The sequence below is a fragment of the Grimontia kaedaensis genome, from assembly GCF_023746615.1.
Taxonomy (GTDB): Bacteria; Pseudomonadota; Gammaproteobacteria; order Enterobacterales; family Vibrionaceae; genus Enterovibrio; species Enterovibrio kaedaensis.
This window is the reverse complement of sequence record NZ_CP082276.1, coordinates 1,665,985-1,685,830: the sequence shown is the minus strand read 5'-3', so window position 1 is coordinate 1,685,830 and position 19,846 is coordinate 1,665,985. Positions and strand designations below refer to the sequence as shown.

Sequence of the window (19,846 nt, the reverse complement as noted above, 5' to 3'; positions counted from 1 at the left end):
TCACTCTATTTGCTGCACTTGTTCACCAAGCAACACAATCAGTTTGCGGTCAATCAAATCGACCAAGGCATAGACATCCGACGGTGTTTTCGGACGGCGATAGGTTCGGTTGTTATAGAAATCGCCAAAACTGTTTTCCGGCTCCATCACAGAGAGGATGTGAGCCAGGGTATCCAGACAATAGCCTGCTAGCAGGAAAACCTCTGCCGGAATGGCTTTGTCTTGCTCTCTCAGGACCTTCTGCACTCTTGGAACACCGTAGTCATCGGCTAACACATTGAGTCTTTTTGATAAGCCAGTAAGGGCGACGAAAACGCGGTCAGGTGAGTAACCTTGGACAGGAATAATCTTTCTGGGCAGGGAGCTCGTTAATTGAGGTTTATAGCGATAGGCGTAATGCATCAGGATGGCATCAAGGTTTTTAACCAGTGAGAAGACTTCTGTGGGGGTAAGCTCGCCATAGCGGTCGGAATAACCATATGCCTTGGCGTCTTGTGTCTCTGCGTCCACAGTAGACGAAACAAGGAAATTGAGCGCGAGTAAACCTGCCGTTATCAGTGATGTTTTCGACCTGCGGGGCGACAGTGTGTCACCGGACTTTGAAATAAATAAGCGCCAAGCATCCTTCACAATGGCAGTTACCCTGATTCAATAACGAGACGAAGTGAGTGAAATCGTGATTTTGACTCACATTTAAGTCTAGACCGATATGACGAAACGTGTGGCAGCGGGTGACCACCTAACTACCTGTTTCAGAATGGTTCGAGGGGCTGGTGAGGGAAATATGAATAAGTGCGGATGAAGAAACGAAGAAGTCGCTTTAAAAAGCGGCCTCGTCAGCCGCAGCGATTTGTTGTAGCCAGCGTCCGAGTTTCAGGATTTCAGGTTGTCTTGCGCGGTGCTTTTTGTACACGAAATAGAGGCTATCGCCCGTCGGAATTTCATGCAGGGGAATGCGTACCAACTGCTCGCGGTCAATCTCGTTCATAAAGTAGTGGTTGAGCAGGGTGACACCATGGGAATAGCGCGCTGCTTCTGTCGCGAGCAACATATGGCTGAAGGTGTGAATTTTCACGTCTCTTGGTAGGGAGTAACCCCCGACCTTGCACCATTCTTTCCAGTCGTTTTCCATCAAGGATCTTACAGACAATAAAGGGTACTCCCAAAGCACATCAGGTAGGGGTTTGTCTTTGATTTGTTGCCAGATTTTGGTGCTGCATACTGGGTAAATGTATTCGGTATACAAAAGCTCGTATTCGTAGTTTTTGCCGGGCGCAAAGTCGGTGATAAAGCAGTCGCCCATTTTGTCTGAGAGATCCGGGCGGTGAGCATACATCTCAAGGGAAAGATCGATTTCAGGGTGCTTGGTGCGAAAGTCCGAAAGCTGGGGCATGAGCCATTTCACCGCGAGCGAGCTAAACACTGCCAAGCGAAGATTGCCAGAAACCCCTTCCCGAACCTGAAGACTGGCGCGGGCAATCGCCTGGAGCGGATCGCCTATATCGTCATAGTAACGTTGTCCCACCGGGGTTAAATGCAAATTCCGTCCCTGGCGTTCAAATAGGGACTCTCCCAGAAAATCTTCCAATAAACGGATCTGATGGCTGACGGCACTTTGGGTCACGTTCAAAGACTCTGCTGCCCGCGAGAAGCTGTTTAAGCGCGCAGTGGCTTCAAAATATTGAACGGCTCGGAGCGGTGGAAGTTTCATTATCTAAAAAACTCATAGAACCCGAATAATCATCATTATACGTCATGAAAAAGTGCCGCTACTATGAGGATTCTGTGAGCCACGTTGCTTTTTCTCGCTTAAAGGAGGCCTTAGGTATGCGCAATATCTCAGTAGGTTTCGCCATGACGTTGTTGGTGATAGGAAACCTCAGCGCAACGTTTTCCGATGCGCTGGTCAAAACCATGGAAGGAGGGCCAGATGGTGCCATCTTCCAGTTCGCGCTGTTTCGTCAGGTATCTGCCGTGCTCATTTTGCTGCCTTTCTGTTTGACGGCACCTATGAAGAATTTGACGTTGGGACTGAAATGGCACGCACTGCGCGCGCACATTTGGTTGCTTGGTGTGTTCTTTGCGATTGTGGCACTCACGACCATGCCACTGGCAACAGCGAATGCGATTTTCTATGCGGCACCCTTGATAATGCTTCCGCTTGCGGCAATCTTTTTGAGAGAGAAACTCTCAGTAGCATCTATCATTGCTGCCGTGGTGGGGTTTATTGGTGTATTAATTCTGGTGCGTCCAACCGAGTTTAGCTGGGCGGCAATGTCCGCACTGATTGTGGCGGTGACGCTGGCCATCAACAACCTGTTGATCCCGAAAATCCCGCGCATTCAGACGGTGCCACAAACTCTGCTGCTGCATAACCTGATTGGTATTCCAGTGGCGTTTGCATTGGCACTTTATGAAGGCATGCCTTTCAGCCTGGACTTGTTCTGGCGTGCTGCTGGCTCGACCGCTTTCATTCTGGTCTACGCTGCAACCTGTGTGATTGCGTATCGCGCAGCGGAAAGCAACAAGATTGCCAGCGCCGAATACAGCGGCTTGGTGTGTGCTGTTGGTGTGGGTTTGGTTTTCTTCGGTGAAGTGCCAGACATGCTGATGGTGGTGGGTACGACCCTGATTGTTGTACCTCTGCTTTGGCTGGCAGGACGTGAGAAACGAAAGTCCCGCAAAGCCAAAGCGGCTGCAATGGCAAAAGCGCCAGAAGAGATTGCTGAGCCAGCATAACTGAACGAAGAACAGAGAACCTAAAACGCTCCCCCGCTTGCAAAACCGGGGGAGCATTTTTTTATGCCCAGCCGCAAAATGAAATGCATTTTTCTTAATTTGAATACTGGAAGGTGAAATGCCGGGCAGATTGGTTGAACTGCCAGAAGACAGTCAATAAAGTGAGGTAAAACAAAAGAAAAGTGAGGGTAGGGATAACTCCTTCACACGGTTGGCAAAGGAATCTCTCATGTATAAATACGTCTTCGCAGCGTTATTGCCAGTGATCTTGGCTGGCTGCTCGTCTTCAGAAAAACCGACCTTTGATATCGCAGCTCAGCAGGAGAAAGAGCAGGAAGCGGTGAAAAAAGGAGAGGTACTGCCTGAACCTTCTTCTTTGTATTTTGTGGGTAGTAACGACTCACAAGATTACGATCCTGAATGGGACGCCACACAGAAAACCAATCAACAGAAGCTGTTCATTGCCAACGGCGACCACGAAGTCACCCTCTTTACCGATCACCTTGAATGTAAAGACCCGATGGGGCTGAACATGGACAGTCTGGGCACCAAGAGCATGACCATGCCGCGGGGCGAGAAAGTAACGTTGAATGTGTCTTTCCACGCTAACAGCTTTGCCGCGGGTGGTGCGTCTTGTGTGAACACCTTTACCTTCAACGTCGATGAAGGGAAAAGCTACACAGTGAACCATAAATTCAGCTTGGAAGACGGCCTATGCACTGTGTCGGTGTTTGACGATGAAGCCAAAGCCGCGATTGATGTGTTTGCCCGCAAAGGCCCTTACCTTTGTACTCCTGAAGATCTGAATGAAGACAACGCAGCCCAACGTATTGAGTTGAGCGCAGGCCGCTTCTAATCCTTTAATTTCGCCGGAATGTTAGCGACCAAGTAACTAATGAGCGCTTTCAATCTGGCGGGTTGGTGCCTGTCTCTGTGATACAGCAAATAGAGTGGCACCTTATCCACCTTCCATTCTGTAAACACCGACTCGAGTTTTCCTTCTGCTTCATAAGACGTGCAATATAGTGCGGGCAAGCGACATATCCCGTTCCCCTGAAGCGCCGCGTTCAAAAGCACGTGACCGTTTTTACATTGTAAATGGCCGTGTACTTCCACATCGGTATGCTGCTCTGGGTCGTCGGATTTCACGTATCGCCACTTGGTGACAGACCCGGTCAGACAGTCATGCTGCTGCAGTTCTTTGGGATGTGATGGCCTACCTTTGCGTGCGAAATAGTCTGGTGAAGCGTAGGTGCCTATCTTAATTTCTCCGAGCTCACGGCCAATCAACAGTGAGTCGGCCAACGCGCCCATTCGAAGCACCAAGTCAAAACGGGACTGCACCAGATCAACCCGTTCTGAGCTGAAATCAAGCTCGATACTGATCTCCGTGTTTCGAGCGCAGAAGGCATGAATCACATCGCCAATCAAAGACTCTCCCAAGATACCGCCAACACAGTTCACCGCGATATGGCCGCGCATCTTATCAGCATCGTTGCTGGCGAGAGTAATCGCCTCATCTAGTTGCGAAAGAGCAGCCCGGCAGCGGCTAAAGAAGGTTTCTCCTGCCGCGGTTAAGCGTTGGGAGCGGGTAGTGCGGATGATTAGCTGTACCCCCAGTCTCGCTTCCAATTGGCTTAACTGGCGAGACATATGAGCGCGGGAAGCATTCAGCGATTCTGCAGCTTTAGAGAAGCTGCCAGTTTCTGCGATAGCAACAAAGGCACGGATGTCACTCAGGCTTTCGCCGAGGATTTCTTTATTGGTGTTCATTTGGTAACACTGAGTTTTATTGTGACATATATATCAACAATGATGACAAATTTAGAATGCAGCCTCAACCAAAACAACAAGGTCTTTGAGGAAGAACATCATGAAAAAGTTGGCTGTTATTACTGGTGCAAGTTCAGGTATCGGCGAAGCGATTGCAAAACAACTGTCTGCACTGGGTCACCCGCTGCTGCTGGTTGCTCGCCGTGTTGATCGCTTGGAAGCGCTGGACCTGCCGAACACTCTGTGTCGTAAAGTCGATGTGACTGACAAAGCCGCATTCGAAGCGGCAATTAAAGAAGCAGAAGCGGAATATGGCGAGGTAGATCTGCTGGTCAACAATGCAGGTGTGATGTTGCTGGGTGATGTCGCGACACAGAACGCAGCAGAGTGGCAAACTATGTTCAACGTGAACGTGGTTGGCTTGCTAAATGGTATGCAGGCAGTGCTTGAACCAATGAAAGCGCGCAACGGCGGCACTATTGTGAATATCAGCTCAGTGGCTGGTCGTAAAACCTTCCCGAATCATGCGGCTTACTGCGGCACTAAATTTGCGGTTCACGCGATTTCTGAAAATGTGCGTGAAGAGGTAGCGGATGCCAATGTTCGTGTCATCACCATCGCTCCTGGCGCGGTAGAAACCGAGCTGCTTTCCCATACCACCAGCGATGAAATAAAATCAGGTTACGACAGCTGGAAAGACGAAATGGGCGGCGTTCTGGCTGCAGATGATATCGCCAGCACCGTTTGCTATGCGTATTCCTTCCCACAAAACGTGTGTGTGCGTGAGATTGTGATCACCGCTACCCGTCAGCAGCCTTAACTGGAAAGTCTAGGAGTTTCGCAGCGCCACTGATTGTGGCGCTATCAATACAAAGGGGAAGGTATGCAGATTTTCAACGCTGATTTCATCTTAGTTTGGAGTGATATCGTGCGAGTTTAAAAGAACCTGAGTATTGGTGTGTCCCTCCTCAGTAAGTTGGCTGAGCGCGATAGAAGTCCTCGTTGAACGCCAAACTGCCCCACATAGCATGAGCGTGAGCGCAAATTACCGTTTTTTCATCCACGAAATCTTCAGTCAGCGTGTCTGATTCTGGGTGATACTGATAAGTAGATATCCCTAGTTCGGGCCTCAGAACAACGACTTTATTATCTGCCGTCATCCAACCGAAATTTTTACCCCTTTGCATCATGGCACGTTGATTTTTTGTAGGAACGTCTTTGGTGAGGTCGTAACCTATCATTGGATTGATGCTGCTGATACCAGCGAGTGACAGTAGTGTCGGGGGTAGATCAAGTTGGCTGGTTAAACGGGAGTCAAACCTTGGCTCAATGCCGCCACCAAGAATAATAGCGGGGATCCTGAAGTGACCGATGGGGACTGGCAGATCTCCGGTTGCCCTAGCATCATGGTCTGCCACAATCAGGAAGATGGTATTGTTCCAGTAGTTTGACTTTTTGGATCGTTCAATAAATTTGCCCACTGCATAGTCTGCATATTTCACGGCGTTCTCCACCGTGTTTTTGGGACTGTTAAATGGTGTTATCTTGCCATCAGGATACTCAAAAGGGCTGTGATTCGAAGAGGAGAACACCAAACTGAAGAAGGGTTTGTCCTGTTCCTCTAACTGAGTAAACAGAGTATCTGCTTTATCATAGAGATCTTCGTCTGAAGCCCCCCAAGATCCAACAAACTTTGGCGCGTCGAATGTTGGAAAGTCCTGAATATCAGTAAACCCGTTTCCTAGGAAAAAGTTCTTCATGTTGTCGAAATGGCTTTCCCCACCATAGATGAATTGAGTGTGATACCCCTGAGATTTTAGTAAATCAGCGATAGTGAAAAAGTTGGTCTGACTTTTTCCTAGTTTGACCACGGATCGCGCGGGTGTCGGTGAGAAACCTGTTGTCAAAGCTTCAATACCTCTGACAGAACGGGTGCCAGTGGCATACATACGGCTGAACGCCCAACTCTCATCAATCAGTTGGTCAAGATAGGGTGACGTATTTATGCCTCCTAAACGGCTGATATATCGGGAACCATGACTTTCAAGCAGCAGGATAACGATGTTCTTGGGTTTCCCTTGATAGGAAGCCGTACGCTTTGTAAGCGTAGGGGCATTCGCTGAAATAAACGCTTCGTTCTTCACCAGCATATTTTGTTGTACTTCTCTAATGATTTGTTCTTCATCCATTGGTGGGTAAAACTTGAATGCATTGGCTTCTGAACTCATTTGTTTGGCGGCAAATATCAGGGAATAGGATGAGTTGAGTGTGAGGTCATTGATTAGTGGATCGGTTGAAAATGACACCATGGCTGGATTAAGGGGACGATGTCCGAAGCTGGATCGCGCTCCCATGACGCCAATAGCAACCACACAAAGCGCTATCAGAGGGCGCCAGTACCATTTGGGATAAGAGAGGTGACTGACTAAGCGCTTTGACCAGCGCCAGCCCAGTATTACCGTAGAGACTGACACGACCAAGCCGATGAAGAGTTCTAATTTGTAGCCACTCCAAAGCATGCCAAACACTTCTTTGGGATAAATCAGATATTCGATAAAGAGGCGGTTGGGGCGTAGGTCATATTCAATGATAAACGGAACGGTGGCGACTTCCATGTAAACCACAAGCCAAAGTCCGGCAGTGATCCAGATACGCAGGGTGAAATGCCATATCCTCCCCAATAAATGCTCACCTGAAAGTAACGAAGATAGTAGTGAAGGCAGGATGAGCAGATAGGAAACACTTGAAATATCAATACGAAGTCCGCTTACCAGAAGGTGCCCCCATCCCTGTGCTGCATTGACTCTATCTATCTGCCAGACTGCGAGTGCCATTCTGGAGATGAACATCAGTAATAAAACGACGAGTGCTGTTGCAGCAATGGGGTATAAAGGCCCTAGGTACTTTTTGAATTTGTTCATCAGAATACTCATAGCACTTCATAAACTGCGAGAAATGAAACTGCGCACCATACATTCACGATAATTTGGATATGAATGAATCACACGCTCCATAAATAAGATGTCAGCGGTTATTAGAAATACCGAAAATACGTTCTATGGTTTTGTTGGGCGCTCGACGGGCTCTTCTTAGCGGAGGTCGAATTGGGCAAAGTGAGATGGCAGGGTTGCTATAACCGTAAAAAAAGCCACCTTCACGGATGGCTTCTTAAAGATATTTTGTTATCGCTTATGGGCTACCCATACCCGAGAAAGAGCGTAGGGAGTATCAGCGATATTGCGGGTACAAAGGTGATGATAAGCAGTGCGCCTATTAACACGGCCACCCAAGGCAAAATACGCCTGGCTATCCGCTCGAAGGGTATTTCCCCAACCTGTGCGGCCATAAAGAGGTTTGCCCCCAAGGGTGGAGTAACAAAGCCGATGGCGAGCGCCACGATCATCACAATACCAAAGTGCACCAAATCAACCTGTAGCTTGGTTAACACAGGCAACAGCACTGGCGTTAGGATGACAATGGAAGCGAGGGTTTCGAGGAAGGTACCGATAATCAGCAGTAAGACCAAAATCGCCACCAGCACCAAGTATTTGTTCTCTGTGATTGAAAGAACAAACTGTGCCAGCTCTGTCGGAATTTTCTCCAGCGCGATGATACGACCGAACGCCACAGACGCACCGATGATCACCAGCACCGCTGACACCAACATGGCTGATTCCAGCATTATCTTTGGCAGTGCTTTGAGCGGTAATTCGCGATAAACCAGACAAGACACCACCAAGGCATAGACGACTGCCACGGCAGATGACTCCGTGGGGGTGACAATACCGCCGTAGATCCCGCCCAGAATCACCACGGGCATAATCAGCGCTAGCTTCGCTTCGTTTAGCACGTGGAAAATCTCTTTCCCAGTGGCGGCTGGCCGTTGCTCTGCCATGGTTACCTGTGTGGCCTGCTTGCGATACAGGTAGTTGTAGGTCATCAAGGTTAAAGCAATAACAAGCCCCGGCAGGATCCCTGCCATAAATAGGGCGGTCACTGATACCCCTGCCGCTACCGCATACACAATCATCACCACAGAGGGTGGGATCATCACACCCAAACCACCGGCACTGGCGACCATGGCACCGGCATAGGCACGGTCATAGCCACGTTTAACCAAGGCTGGAATCATGGCTAACCCGACTGCTGCCACAGTGGCAGAGCCCGTACCTGAAATGGCGGCGAAGAACAGGCATGCCATGATGGTCACCGTGCCTAAGTCCCCCGGCGCACGGCCAAATAGGGTATCAGCGACTGCGATTAAACGCTTGGAAATACCGCCCTTACTCATGATGTTCCCGGCGAGTGTAAAGAGCACCACAGCGATCAGCGTGAAGCTGTTGATGCCGCTGACAAGGCCGAGCGCATACAAATCAGGTTTGAGGAAAGGGATGTACATGATGGCTATCAACGACGCTGAACCCAGCGCGATGCCGATGGGCACACCTATTAGCAACATACCGAAGAAACTGAGGAAGAGGATCAGTGACGTCATTGTGGCATCTCCTCATTTTGGTAAAGCGAAATGTCGCCCTTTACGCCAATTTGGTAAAGGGAGTAGAGGAGTCTTAGTGAGCACAGTAGGCCGGAAAAGATAATCGCGGCGTAAAGGATGGATGTTGGCCACTGAGTTGCAGAGAGTGTTTTTCCGCGAGCGATAGCCTGCTGTGTGATTTCGACACCCAGCACGCAGACCGTCACAGAGTAAACGAGGAAAATTGACTCGCTGACAAACAAGATGAGGCGTTTGAACTGCGAAGGGAATTTGTCCACGAAGAAGGTCACTCGCATGTGTCTGTGTTCACGGATGGCATAGCTGATGCCAAAGTAGATGAGGTACACAAAGCACAGCCTTGCAATCTCATTCGCCACGACGATAGAGGTGGAAAAAGCGAACCTTGCTATCACGTCAGCGAACACAGTGATGATGATGGTCACCAGACTGGCAACAATCACGGTCGGTTCGAAGTACTTTTCCAGAAATCGGAACATACAGACTTCCTTTTACGTTTTGCAGGGCAGAGCAAGGAGCTGGCGTTGACCAACTCCTAGGGTCAACAGATCCTATGCGCTTATCATTGCTGTAGGTTGGACATGAATTCGTCGTAGAAATCGCTGCCGACTTTCTCGCGAATGTCACTTTCTATCGCCGCATTCATGGTTTTACCCAAGCGCTCGCGGTCAGCAAGAGGAAGCTCATTCACTTTCAGCCCTTTTTCTTTCAGTGCTGCCAGCGTTTCATTGTTGGTTTTCAGGGTAAGATCGCGCTGAAGCAAAATGGTTTCGCGGGCGACTTCATCAATGAGTTTGCGGTCTTTATCGCTGAGATCCTGGTACCACTCAAGGTTTGCCATCCAAAGCTCAGGCCAGTAGATGTGGTTGGTGAGAGATACGTAATCCTGTACTTCGAAGAAGCGCTCAACGAGCATAGAAGACAACGCACTTTCCTGACCGAAAATGAGGTTTTGTTGAAGCGATGAGTAGATCTCACCCCATGCCAGCGCAATCGGCACGGCATCAACAGAGCGCCACGCTTTAATCGCAATCGGGTTATCCGCTGAACGCATTCTCAAGCCTTCAAACGCTTCATAGCTGTCCAGTGGCGCGCGGTTGTTGGTAAAGCTTCGAAAGCCCAGTTCCATAAAGCCCATTGACTTGAGGCCTTGCTTTTCCATGGCCTTGCCGAGGGACTCACCGGCTTTGCCATCCAGCACGTTGCGCGCGGTTTCTTCATCAGCAAACAACAGGAACTGATCCAGCACCGCGAGTTCGTTAACGGTGGATGACAAATGCACGGACGCGCCGGTTGCCATGGTGATGTTTCCAGATTGCACGAGCTCCGTCATTTCCCTTACGCCGCCAAGCTGGCCGCCAGGGTATATTTCGACCTCAATGTCACCGTTGGAACGCTTCTCGATTTCCTTTTCAAAATAGAGCAGCGATTGATGAATTGGTGAGACTTCCGGTGTGGCATGCCCAATTCGGATGGTGGTATCAGCCATTGAGGCGCTAGCAGTAAAAAGTCCGGCTATGACAGTGATCAACATTGACAACTTCATGGTGTACTCCTTGTTTTTAGCCGTGTCGCATTCATTGACGCGCATGAAAGCGCGAGGAAAAAGCCACGCGGAATGCGCAGCTGAAAGGTGTTAGGTTCTGACCCGTTCGAACTCCGCCCAGGCCTGTTCAAACCGCGCAAAGTCGAAGCCGTCTTCCTTCGAAGCTTGCAACACAATTTGTTCGTTTTTGAGCAAGGTTTGGATGGCTTGTTCCAGTTTGGGAATCACGTCTTTTGGAATCACCACTGCGCCGTGTCGGTCAGCGTGGATAAGGTCACCTTCATTGACCGTTAAGCCAAAGACGTTGACGGGTTGTGCTATTGATTCAACATGTACAAAGGCGTGGCTGGGGCCGATAGAACCGGCCAGCACAGGGAAATCTTCTGGTAAATCGCCTAAATCGCGCATCACGCCATTGGTCAAGACGCCTGAAATGCCAAAGCCTTTGTGGACATTGGTATTGATTTCCCCCCAAAAGGCACCGATAGCGTCGGGGTAATCCGTATCTTCAATCACAGTGACGGAAGGGAATGGGCCTTCGGACATATATTTGTAGTACTGCATGCGCAGCGCTTTAACGTCTTCCGGCGGTAAGCTGGAAGGTTCAATGGCGGCAATCTGCGCGGTTTTCGCATAGCCGACCATGGCTTTGCTGGTGGGGTCGGAAGCAAGCAGTGTACCTCGTGTAAACTGGTCAAAACCGCGCGCTCCCTGCGCCACTTCTATTGCATTACAGACTGTGGGTGTGTCGACACTCAGTAAGAGTTTATAGAGCTTTTTATCCATTAAGCGTTCAACCAAGCGTGCAGGACACGTGTGGTTGCCTCCGGTTTTTCAAGTGTGGGCAAATGCCCGGCAAAAGGAATAATGATGAAATCAGCATGGGGAATGAGCGACTTCATGGTGTCGTGTCGATCTCTCGGACAGAGCTGGTCGTCTTCTCCCATCAGTATCAGGGTAGGAACAGTTACCGTGCGCAGTGTGTCCTGCTGATCCGGGCGATCGCGAAGGGCGAGGGACTGGTTAACAAAGCAGGTATCACCGAGGTTGGCTGCCATCTCAAGGCATAGCTTTTCGATATCAGGACGCGGGATGTCGCGGTGAACGTATTTGGGGATCATGACCTCCTGCATCACGTCCAACATTTCACCGTTAGCGGTGCGGGCAAGGTGCGCTTTTCTGCCCTCTTTCACTTCTTCGAGCTCAGCGCGGGGGTTGGTGTCCATCAAAGCGAGTCGGGTGATACGCTCCGGTGCCTGATGGAAGACTTCCATTGCCAATATGCCGCCCATTGAAAGCCCACCCAGCGCGAACTTCTCGGGGGCGTTTTCCAATACTTCCGCTGCGAGCGCTGACATGCTGTCATGACCTTCGATATTCATCACGATCACTTCTCTATCTTCACCCAATGAAGCAACCTGATGCTCAAACAGGCGGTGATCGCACATCATGCCGGGAAGCAGGACTAATGGCTCATTCATACGTCTTCCCCAGTCCAAGTCAGGCCAGCAGGGTCATCAGTGCGCGTGACACGAAAAAGGCTGGCTTCACCGGAGGCAGTGACCTTGAGTGAGTAATCGGTGCCTCCGGGAAGCCAAATAGTGTCACCAGGATTGAAGATTTCTGTCTTGTCTTGCCAACTGACAGACCAATGTCCTCGCATCACCATTAGGACCACATCTTTTTCTGCGTGAAGTGTTTCGGGTAGCGGTGACTGACGGGAAAGAAAGTCGACTTCAAAACCCGGTTTGTCGATCAATAAGCCATGCTCGCCAATGACACTCACAGCGCCTTGGGCAGACATTGCCATCATGTCCCAGTAGCGGGCGACGTAATACTTCACCACGGTCGTCGCATCTGGGCGGAGTAGAGTGTCAAGCCAGTCCTGCTGAGGAAGAGGCATTTCATTCTCTCCACTTGGCAGCGACTCACCGCGCTTGGCATCGTAAAGTCGGCCTGTTTCACTGAGGATTAAGCCATGTTCCTGAGCGGCCTCGCGGACGTGCGGTGCCCAAATGACGCCGCCGCCGGCATCATCGCCACCCAGTATCGACATGATCATTCCGTAATCGCTACCGATGTTTTCAAAGCCACGGAATAAGCGGGTAGGAATGTTGAAAATGTCCCCTTCTTCGAGGATGACTTCACCGTCTTCGCCTGTTTCTCCCCAAAAGAAACGCCAGCGTCCTTTCAAGACAAAGAACACCTCCGCCGTATTGTGGGAGTGCAGAGAGTTGAAACAGCGGGGAGGTTGGCCTGCCGCGCCAATATTGAAGCCCGGCGTGGCGTTGATGTGTACGTGCTGATCAGGGCTTTCCGACACACCACCGCCAATAATGGTGAAGTTCTCCTTTTCGGAGGAACCCGGTGTATGTGCATCGATAAAGGCTGTACGACACGGGATCAATTCGCCGAATCTCACCCATTGAGGCTGTTCCATTATTTTCTCCTTGTAGGCGCGAGCCTGATAACTGACTTCAATCTGTGTGCAGGGCGATTTGTTTCCAGATAGACGTTTCATCAAACAACACGAATTCGCGTCTGATACCGTAAGGGCCAAATTCCACATGCGCTGCTGCCATCAAGTAAACATCTGCACCGCTTGGCTGACCGAAGTGGCCCCAACCCTCATGCTTTCCGTGAAGGGAAAAGCGGATCGCCGCGCGGGGTGGCATCATTGGGTCGTCGCGCCCAATCTGGTGTTCAATCTTGAATGTGGCATTGGGGAAGCTGGCGCGAAGGCCAATCCAGAATTGGTCGATTGCGCCCCATGAGTTGACTGTCAGCCCACCTGGATATTCCGCCTGACAAGCGCGGTCATAATCATCGGGAATGCAGGAAAACTCGGCATTCATCATGCGGGTTAACACCTCGGCATAACGCTGTCCCCATTCGTTGTCGTTACCCTTACCGAGATAAGGGCCTTGCTTGTCCATCGCGGGCGTGAAGGGGCGGGCGCAATGTTCTTGTCCCCCCTGATCGGCGATTTGCTGAATAGCGAAAGTTTTGGGGTCGTGCCCTAACTGACGCACGATGGCACCCAGATCCCGGATGAGCCATTCGTCGTTAATTTGATTGTTGATGGCGTGGCAGTCAGCAATGATGCGGTAACGAAGCTTTTTGCCCGTTGCTGCGCCGAATTGTCCATCGCCCATGTGCGTTGCTTCGGACAAAATACGGTGTGATGAGAGCATGCCGTCTTCTGGCGTTCCGCTCCAAATAACATCTTCGCCATACAAGGTTCTGTCTGGGAATTCATTGAGTGTGCCAGCCGTTTGGGCAATCACATCTTTGTTGCCAATGGTCAGTCCGGCAGGGGAGCGGACGATGATGTCTTCACCATAGTAATCATGAAGCGAAGCGAGATTGCGCCCTTCCCAAATTTCATGCGTTATTGAGATGATGTAGTCCGGAAAGTCGACAAACTTTTCGTTAAAGCCCTTCATGATGTGTATCCCTTCGGTAATCTGGCTGAGCCGCGGACGATCAACGGCGAACCAATGGCAACCTTCTGAGGTGCATCGTTCTCATGGCTGATCTGTTGCAGCAAAATTCTGACGGTTTCACTCACCATGATGTCGGCGCGTTGCGCCAGTGTGGTGAGGTTGTAAGCAGGCCATGAAGCGGCGGGAACATCGTCAAACCCAACCACGGACACGTCTTCTGGAACGCGAAGGCCGAGCTCAAAACGGATGGTGTCCATGACGGCCAAGGCCATGTGATCATTGGCCACAAACACAGCGTCGGGCGGATCGTTCTTGAACATCGCGCGGGTTGCTTCACGAGCTTTGTCCATGTCGAACATGCCATCGCCTCGGGAGTGAACATCAATACCTGCCTGCTGCAATCCGGCACGGAAGCCAATTTCCCGGTCACGTTGGGTGGATGTGCAATCTAGCCCGGCAATGTAGCTAATTTTTTTATGGCCACCGGCGACAAGAAACTCTGCAGCAGCAATGCCGCCACTGAAATTGTCAGAGGTGACAGAAGAGAAATCATCGCCTTGTTGAGAGCGGTTAAAGAGAACGATAGGTACACCCACTGAGCGACAGCGTGCAGCAAGTTCCGAGGATAAATCGACGGATGCGGCGATGATGCCATCGACCTGATAATCCAGGATCTCTTCAATGACTTCCTCGATAACACTATCCGAGTTGTTCGCCATGAAGATCAGGACATGGTAGCCCTGCTCCTGTAGCTGATTGGAGAGCTTTTCCAGCGCTTCGGGATAGAACTGGTTATTGAGGTAAGCGACAACCAAGCCAATGACCCGGCTTTTGCCCGAGACCATGGCGCGAGCTAAAACGTTTGGCCTGTATCCGAGCTCTTCTGCGGCCTTTTTGACCTTCTCGATGGTTTTTTTCGACGCCGAACCGCCCGGTGTAAACACCCGGCTGACGGCGGACTGGCTGACGCCTGCACGTTTGGCGACGTCGGTTGAGGTCACTTTATCGTTTGCCATTATTCTGCTGTCCAACCTCCGTCTACTTTCAGCGAGGTTCCTGTCACCATGGCTGAGGCATTTGAAGCGAGATAAACCACAGCGCCCATCAAATCTTCCACTTCACCAACGCGGTCGAGTTTGATGTGGCTTTCTATCCAGGCGCGCTTTTCCGGGTCCGCAAACGTCGATGCAGTGAGGTCGGTTTTGATAAAGGTGGGGCAAACGGTGTTCACGCGAATGCCTTCTTTACCCCACTCGATTGCCATGGCTTTGGTAAACCCTTCGACGGCATGTTTGCTGGCGCAGTAAACGGCGCGATCAAGACCACCGACATGTGCCATCTGGCTGGAAATCGAAATCAGGCTGCCCGGCTTGCCCGCGGCAATGAGCTTTTTGGCAGCAAACTGGAACAGGAAATAGGCCGCTTTCACATTGAGGTTGAAGACCTGGTCGTAGTCATCGGACTGGGTATCAACAGCGGGTGAGTGCTTGGCCAAGCCTGCTGAGTTGAGTACCACATCAAAAGGCTCGCGGGCGTTCATTTCACGCTCTAGCGCAGCAAGATCTGTCATGTCCAAGGGCAGCGCTTCTGCATGTAACCCTTCGTCAGCCATGGCTTGCTGAAGGGCCACTAGCTGGTCTTTTCTTCGTGCCATCAAGGTGACATGTGCACCTGCTCGCGCCAGAGCCGTGGCGCACGCGAGACCAATACCTGACGACGCGCCCGTGACTAATGCACGCATGCCAATGAGATCAAATGAAGGGGTTTTGGGCAGGGCAATGGTCATAATACTTCCTTTGGTAATTCGACCGCACGGTGCGGTCTGGCTTTGTTGAATTCCTTCAGTCTGCCAAAAACGTCTACGCCGAGCTGGGCGTAAACATCTAAAAGGTCGACCAAAACCCAGTTTTCAGCGATCTTCCCATCTTCGATACGCCAGAAGTCCAGACTGCGCAGCGAGACCTGTTGACCGGAGGGGGCGATGCCCAGCCAGCCATCGGCGCTGAGCGTTTGTCGCATGTTTGGCCAGCCCGTTACCGCGACATAGTTGTCTTGGGCGAACAGGTGAATATCCGCGTCACTGTGTACTTTTCCCCGATCAGGCATCGCGTTGAGAAAGGGGATTTGATGCCAATGACGAAAACCTGAAAGACCGCGGCAAGTGCCAATACCCGCTGGGCCATACCAAGTCAGATTTGGGTGCCAATAATGCGTCAGGTTCATCACCTCGGGGCCACCTTGGGCGGGGTGACGGATCAGGTCATTAAGCATCGCTAAAACAAGTTTGGTGCTGGATGGCGTATCACTCGCTTCAGGCGACAACACTTTCACGCCATCTTGGGTCGCTGGCCCCGGAACCAGTCCTTCCCGTCCTAAAGACGGCGTCATTGGCCAGGCATTGGCTTGCATCATCACTTCGACCACATCCCAGATGGCCTGCACCTGAACGATGCGGTCATCAGCAATCTGATAGAACTCGTGATAGCGCATGTGGGTGAAGTGCCCGGTCGGTGGAATATCCAAAAATGGATTGAGAAAGGTGCCGCAGTAATAGCCGCAGCAGCCTATCCATTGCTGACCGTGTTGGTCTTTTCCATGAATGACGATGGTATCCCGACGCTCAAGATCCGGCATGGCTTCGAGCAAAGGCTCATAGCTTTGACGAATCCATTGCGACGCGCCTGTCATGTCCCCGAAAGGATGACACATGTGGATCACGGCATTAGGGTCGAACAGCCCTTCGGCGGCTGCTTCCAGCATGCCAAGCTCAGCGTTTCTCTGACACTGACGCCAGCGAGAAAAGGCGTCGGCAATGCGGTGATTTTCCATCGTCACGGACGCTTATCCTCTTGCCGCAGCTTCGCCGTATGGCACGACTTTGTTGCCATAGCGTCTTACTCGCACGTTGCACTGCTCCGCATGGCCTACAAAGCCCTCGAGCATACAAAGGCGTGAGCCATACTCACCAATCAGGGTTGCGGCCTCATCGGTCAGGATTTTCTGGTAACTGTGTGTCTTGAGGTACTTGCCTACCCAAAGTCCGCCGGTATATCGGCCGGCTTTCTGGGTCGGCAGGGTGTGGTTGGTCCCAATCACCTTGTCACCGTTGGACACATTGGTACGCGGGCCAAGGAACAGGCCGCCATAACAGGTCATGTTGTCGAGGAACCAGTCGTCCTTGTCTGTCATCACCTGCACATGTTCGTAGGCTTTTTCCTCAGAAACGGCGAGCATTTCCTCGTAGGTATCGCAGAGAATAATCTCGCCATAATCCCGCCAACTGACACTGGCGGTGTCGGCGGTGGGCAGGATGTTCAGAATACGTTCGATTTCCGCCATGGTTTCGGTCGCCAGCTTTTCACTGGTCGTGACCAGCGCAGCAGGTGAGTTGTAGCCATGCTCTGCCTGACCGAGAAGGTCTGTCGCACACATTTCGGCGTCCACGGTATCGTCAGCGATCACCATGGTTTCTGTTGGCCCGGCAAAGAGATCGATACCCACGCGCCCGAACAACTGGCGCTTCGCTTCTGCCACAAAGGCATTGCCCGGACCGACGAGCAGATGCACCGGCGCGATGGTTTCGGTGCCCAGCGCCATCGCGCCCACAGCCTGAATACCACCCAACACATAGATTTCGTCGGCACCGCCCAGGTGCATCGCTGCGACAACTGCAGGGTTAGGCTCACCATTAAACGGCGGTGTACAGGCAATCACGCGTGGCACGCCCGCGACCTTCGCCGTGGCGACCGACATGTGCGCCGAGGCCACCATAGGGAATTTTCCGCCAGGGACGTAACAGCCGACACTTTGTACCGGAATATTCTTGTGCCCGAGGATGACGCCCGGCAAGGTCTCGACTTCCACGTCGCTCATTGATGCCAGTTGCACTTTCGCAAAGTTGGTGACCTGCTCGTTGGCAAAGCGAATGTCTGCCATATTTTCAGGGGAGACTTTGGCAATAATGCTTTCGATATCCTCTTGGGACAGAAGGAAAGATTCTGGCGCGTAATTGTCGAATTTGATCGCCAGCTCGCGAACGGCGGCATCGCCCTCGTGCTCAATCTTTTTCAGGGTATCAGCAACGATCTGGACGACTTTCTCGTTGTCGCTCTCTTTATCAGACTCTGACTTCCCTGTTTTTAAATATCTGACTGTCATGTGTTTTTCCTCTAAAGGCGAAAATAATGAAAATTATGAAGCGGGTGATGGCGGGACTTTTTCATTGCGGTCAAACGCTTCCCAGCCTTCGCCGTTGAATGCATCGACACCTAACTGGGCGAGCACGTGTGGAAAGTCCACCATCACCCAGTTGTCGACGATTTTTCCGTCCTGCACTTTCCAAAAATCCATGTAACGGATTTCCACTTGTTGACCGGTTGGGGCGATGCCCATGAATGTGCCGGTATGTTTGGCGGTTTGATGGCCAAATGCGGCCGCCCATTCGCCCATATATAGTCTTGCTTCGTCCACGCAGACTTTGTCTGAAAAGGCTGCCTGAAAAGGCCTTTGCCAGTTGCGTTGGAAGGCCTCCAAACCATGTTTGGTGCCACAGCCCTGATTACCAAACCAACGAAAGCTTTGAGAAAAAAACTCACCGATATCAGCAATGCGGTGATCGTTGAGGCCATCGACCATCGACTCGATAACCTGGCGGGTTTCATCTGTCTTGGTCATGTCTGTGTCTTTGGTGAGAGCGGCCTGTTCGGGTCTTGAGCCTTTCATTTACGCTGACTCCGGTTGAGAGATCCGTTCGCCAGATTCTGCGTCGAAAAGATGACAAATACTGGCGGAAATGGTGGCTGAGAAGGGTTGGCCAATGTCGGTGACATACTCTTTATCTGCCTTGATGGCGACGAGTTCATCATTGACCTTGACAGTGATCATGGTGGCATCACCCAACAGCTCGATGGAGAAGACCTTGGCGTTAATGCCGCTAGACGTTTCACTGCCATCAGTGACAACGGCATCTTCTGCGCGGAACCCCAGCGTGATGTTGCCGGAAAGGCGCGTATCCAACCCTGTGATAGTGACGTTCTCTGCGGTAAATACACCATCTGCAATGCTGCCTTTCATCAGGTTCATCGCGGGTGAGCCAATAAAACTCGCCACAAAGGTGTTGGCTGGGTAGTTATAAATTTCTGTTGGTGTGCCCACTTGCTGCACGTTACCAGCACTCATGACCACCACGCGATCTGCCAACGTCATGGCTTCGATCTGGTCATGGGTGACGTAAATCGTGGTGATTTGTAGCTCGTGGGAGAGGTTCTTGATTTGCGCCCGAGTTGAAACGCGCAGTTTTGCATCCAGGTTCGAGAGCGGTTCGTCCATCAGGAACACATTGGGCTCGCGCACAATGGCACGTGCCAGCGCCACACGCTGGCGCTGCCCACCGGAAAGATCGGCTGGGCGGCGGTGTAGGAAATTAGTGAGCTCGACCATTTCCGCTGCACGCATGACTTTCTCATCATGGGTGGCCGGGTCGATGTTGCGAACTTTCAGCGGAAACCGGATGTTCTCATACACGCTCATGTTGGGGTAGAGCGCATAGCTTTGGAACACCATGGCTACATCTCTGTCTTTCGGCTCAAGATCGTTCACGACCTTGCCATCAATCAATATTTCTCCGCTGGTCGCTTCCTCTAGCCCAGCAATCATGCGCATGGTGGTGGTTTTACCGCAGCCTGATGGTCCAAGTAATACCAGAAACTCCTTGTCAGGAATGGTCAAATCGAAATCTTTGACGCCGATAAAGTCGCCCCAGCGTTTATCGATATGACGCAACTGCACTTCAGCCATGATTGCTCTCCATGTTGAACGAAACTTGATGGG

At 51.3% G+C, this 19,846-nt stretch carries 20 protein-coding genes; 3 read left to right on the top strand and 17 right to left on the bottom strand.

Annotated features, from left to right (window positions below; genetic code table 11):
• Complete coding sequence (locus K6Q96_RS24585; protein WP_251881098.1) at nt 1-630, bottom strand: hypothetical protein; 630 nt, start codon at nt 628-630, stop codon at nt 1-3.
• A gap of 190 nt (nt 631-820) precedes the next feature.
• The gene (locus K6Q96_RS24580) at nt 821-1,711 is read right to left on the bottom strand and encodes a LysR family transcriptional regulator (protein ID WP_251881096.1); all 891 of its coding nucleotides are present in this window, start codon (nt 1,709-1,711) and stop codon (nt 821-823) included.
• A gap of 116 nt (nt 1,712-1,827) precedes the next feature.
• Here K6Q96_RS24580 and K6Q96_RS24575 point away from each other — a divergent pair, with 116 nt between their 5' ends.
• Together K6Q96_RS24575 and K6Q96_RS24570 are read left to right on the top strand one after the other, a co-directional pair.
• Nucleotides 1,828-2,739, top strand: coding sequence for a DMT family transporter (locus tag K6Q96_RS24575; RefSeq protein WP_251881094.1), 912 nt, complete (start codon nt 1,828-1,830; stop codon nt 2,737-2,739).
• A gap of 229 nt (nt 2,740-2,968) precedes the next feature.
• Entirely contained in the window at nt 2,969-3,595 is a 627-nt protein-coding gene (locus K6Q96_RS24570) for a putative periplasmic lipoprotein (protein WP_251881092.1), read from the top strand.
• Here the strand turns inward: K6Q96_RS24570 and K6Q96_RS24565 are convergent.
• Nucleotides 3,592-4,512 carry a LysR family transcriptional regulator gene (locus tag K6Q96_RS24565; RefSeq protein ID WP_251881090.1) on the bottom strand — a complete coding sequence of 307 codons (921 nt, stop codon included), beginning with the start codon at nt 4,510-4,512 and terminating at the stop codon, nt 3,592-3,594. The two genes, K6Q96_RS24570 and K6Q96_RS24565, sit on opposite strands and share 4 nt — an antisense overlap.
• 100 nt (nt 4,513-4,612) lie before the next feature.
• Here K6Q96_RS24565 and K6Q96_RS24560 point away from each other — a divergent pair, with 100 nt between their 5' ends.
• The gene (locus tag K6Q96_RS24560; protein WP_251881088.1) at nt 4,613-5,332 is read left to right on the top strand and encodes an SDR family oxidoreductase; all 720 of its coding nucleotides are present in this window, start codon (nt 4,613-4,615) and stop codon (nt 5,330-5,332) included.
• Nucleotides 5,333-5,480: 148 nt separating this feature from the next.
• Here K6Q96_RS24560 and K6Q96_RS24555 read toward each other — a convergent pair whose 3' ends face one another.
• From K6Q96_RS24555 to K6Q96_RS24490, 14 genes are all read right to left on the bottom strand, one after another.
• Nucleotides 5,481-7,433, bottom strand: coding sequence for an LTA synthase family protein (locus tag K6Q96_RS24555; protein WP_251881086.1), 1,953 nt, complete (start codon nt 7,431-7,433; stop codon nt 5,481-5,483).
• 275 nt (nt 7,434-7,708) lie between these two features.
• Nucleotides 7,709-9,007: a TRAP transporter large permease gene (locus K6Q96_RS24550; RefSeq protein ID WP_251881084.1), complete on the bottom strand. Its 1,299-nt coding sequence runs from the start codon at nt 9,005-9,007 to the stop codon at nt 7,709-7,711.
• Nucleotides 9,004-9,504 (bottom strand): TRAP transporter small permease, encoded by a 501-nt coding sequence (locus tag K6Q96_RS24545; RefSeq protein ID WP_165012585.1) that lies wholly within the window; start codon nt 9,502-9,504, stop codon nt 9,004-9,006. The genes K6Q96_RS24550 and K6Q96_RS24545 overlap by 4 nt, the downstream gene beginning before the upstream one ends.
• 83 nt (nt 9,505-9,587) lie before the next feature.
• A complete protein-coding gene (locus tag K6Q96_RS24540; RefSeq protein ID WP_251881082.1) occupies nt 9,588-10,571 on the bottom strand; it encodes a TRAP transporter substrate-binding protein in 984 nt (327 codons plus the stop codon).
• Between the two features lie 90 nt (nt 10,572-10,661).
• A complete protein-coding gene (locus K6Q96_RS24535) occupies nt 10,662-11,357 on the bottom strand; it encodes an RraA family protein (protein ID WP_251881080.1) in 696 nt (231 codons plus the stop codon).
• Nucleotides 11,357-12,052: an alpha/beta fold hydrolase gene (locus tag K6Q96_RS24530; RefSeq protein ID WP_251881078.1), complete on the bottom strand. Its 696-nt coding sequence runs from the start codon at nt 12,050-12,052 to the stop codon at nt 11,357-11,359. Before K6Q96_RS24530 ends, K6Q96_RS24535 begins: the two co-directional genes overlap by 1 nt.
• Nucleotides 12,049-13,011: a cupin domain-containing protein gene (locus tag K6Q96_RS24525; protein ID WP_251881075.1), complete on the bottom strand. Its 963-nt coding sequence runs from the start codon at nt 13,009-13,011 to the stop codon at nt 12,049-12,051. Before K6Q96_RS24525 ends, K6Q96_RS24530 begins: the two co-directional genes overlap by 4 nt.
• A gap of 37 nt (nt 13,012-13,048) precedes the next feature.
• Nucleotides 13,049-14,017: a nuclear transport factor 2 family protein gene (locus tag K6Q96_RS24520; protein ID WP_251881073.1), complete on the bottom strand. Its 969-nt coding sequence runs from the start codon at nt 14,015-14,017 to the stop codon at nt 13,049-13,051.
• Nucleotides 14,014-15,033, bottom strand: a complete 1,020-nt coding sequence (locus tag K6Q96_RS24515; protein WP_251881071.1) for a LacI family DNA-binding transcriptional regulator — start codon at nt 15,031-15,033, stop codon at nt 14,014-14,016. The genes K6Q96_RS24520 and K6Q96_RS24515 overlap by 4 nt, the downstream gene beginning before the upstream one ends.
• A complete protein-coding gene (locus K6Q96_RS24510) occupies nt 15,033-15,803 on the bottom strand; it encodes an SDR family NAD(P)-dependent oxidoreductase (RefSeq protein ID WP_251881069.1) in 771 nt (256 codons plus the stop codon). The genes K6Q96_RS24515 and K6Q96_RS24510 overlap by 1 nt, the downstream gene beginning before the upstream one ends.
• Nucleotides 15,800-16,846, bottom strand: a complete 1,047-nt coding sequence (locus K6Q96_RS24505; protein WP_251882385.1) for an ester cyclase — start codon at nt 16,844-16,846, stop codon at nt 15,800-15,802. Before K6Q96_RS24505 ends, K6Q96_RS24510 begins: the two co-directional genes overlap by 4 nt.
• Before the next feature lie 12 nt (nt 16,847-16,858).
• Nucleotides 16,859-18,175, bottom strand: coding sequence for a histidinol dehydrogenase (gene hisD, locus K6Q96_RS24500; RefSeq protein WP_251881067.1), 1,317 nt, complete (start codon nt 18,173-18,175; stop codon nt 16,859-16,861).
• Nucleotides 18,176-18,208: 33 nt separating this feature from the next.
• A complete protein-coding gene (locus tag K6Q96_RS24495) occupies nt 18,209-18,739 on the bottom strand; it encodes an ester cyclase (RefSeq protein WP_251881065.1) in 531 nt (176 codons plus the stop codon).
• Nucleotides 18,740-19,813 (bottom strand): ABC transporter ATP-binding protein, encoded by a 1,074-nt coding sequence (locus tag K6Q96_RS24490; protein ID WP_251881063.1) that lies wholly within the window; start codon nt 19,811-19,813, stop codon nt 18,740-18,742.
• Between the last annotated feature and the right edge of the window lie 33 nt (nt 19,814-19,846).

Excerpts from the sequence above, each read along its gene's own strand:
- K6Q96_RS24570 (WP_251881092.1), top strand. The coding sequence starts at position 2,969 with ATGTATAAATACGTCTTCGCAGCGTTATTGCCAGTGATCTTGGCTGGC.
- hisD (WP_251881067.1), bottom strand. The coding sequence starts at position 18,175 with ATGACAGTCAGATATTTAAAAACAGGGAAGTCAGAGTCTGATAAAGAG.
- K6Q96_RS24495 (WP_251881065.1), bottom strand. The coding sequence starts at position 18,739 with ATGAAAGGCTCAAGACCCGAACAGGCCGCTCTCACCAAAGACACAGAC.
- K6Q96_RS24530 (WP_251881078.1), bottom strand. The coding sequence starts at position 12,052 with ATGAATGAGCCATTAGTCCTGCTTCCCGGCATGATGTGCGATCACCGC.
- K6Q96_RS24565 (WP_251881090.1), bottom strand. The coding sequence starts at position 4,512 with ATGAACACCAATAAAGAAATCCTCGGCGAAAGCCTGAGTGACATCCGT.
- K6Q96_RS24520 (WP_251881073.1), bottom strand. The coding sequence starts at position 14,017 with ATGAAGGGCTTTAACGAAAAGTTTGTCGACTTTCCGGACTACATCATC.
- K6Q96_RS24560 (WP_251881088.1), top strand. The coding sequence starts at position 4,613 with ATGAAAAAGTTGGCTGTTATTACTGGTGCAAGTTCAGGTATCGGCGAA.
- K6Q96_RS24550 (WP_251881084.1), bottom strand. The coding sequence starts at position 9,007 with ATGACGTCACTGATCCTCTTCCTCAGTTTCTTCGGTATGTTGCTAATA.
- K6Q96_RS24545 (WP_165012585.1), bottom strand. The coding sequence starts at position 9,504 with ATGTTCCGATTTCTGGAAAAGTACTTCGAACCGACCGTGATTGTTGCC.
- K6Q96_RS24490 (WP_251881063.1), bottom strand. The coding sequence starts at position 19,813 with ATGGCTGAAGTGCAGTTGCGTCATATCGATAAACGCTGGGGCGACTTT.
- K6Q96_RS24580 (WP_251881096.1), bottom strand. The coding sequence starts at position 1,711 with ATGAAACTTCCACCGCTCCGAGCCGTTCAATATTTTGAAGCCACTGCG.
- K6Q96_RS24505 (WP_251882385.1), bottom strand. The coding sequence starts at position 16,846 with ATGGAAAATCACCGCATTGCCGACGCCTTTTCTCGCTGGCGTCAGTGT.
- K6Q96_RS24555 (WP_251881086.1), bottom strand. The coding sequence starts at position 7,433 with ATGAACAAATTCAAAAAGTACCTAGGGCCTTTATACCCCATTGCTGCA.
- K6Q96_RS24510 (WP_251881069.1), bottom strand. The coding sequence starts at position 15,803 with ATGACCATTGCCCTGCCCAAAACCCCTTCATTTGATCTCATTGGCATG.
- K6Q96_RS24535 (WP_251881080.1), bottom strand. The coding sequence starts at position 11,357 with ATGGATAAAAAGCTCTATAAACTCTTACTGAGTGTCGACACACCCACA.
- K6Q96_RS24525 (WP_251881075.1), bottom strand. The coding sequence starts at position 13,011 with ATGGAACAGCCTCAATGGGTGAGATTCGGCGAATTGATCCCGTGTCGT.
- K6Q96_RS24515 (WP_251881071.1), bottom strand. The coding sequence starts at position 15,033 with ATGGCAAACGATAAAGTGACCTCAACCGACGTCGCCAAACGTGCAGGC.
- K6Q96_RS24575 (WP_251881094.1), top strand. The coding sequence starts at position 1,828 with ATGCGCAATATCTCAGTAGGTTTCGCCATGACGTTGTTGGTGATAGGA.
- K6Q96_RS24540 (WP_251881082.1), bottom strand. The coding sequence starts at position 10,571 with ATGAAGTTGTCAATGTTGATCACTGTCATAGCCGGACTTTTTACTGCT.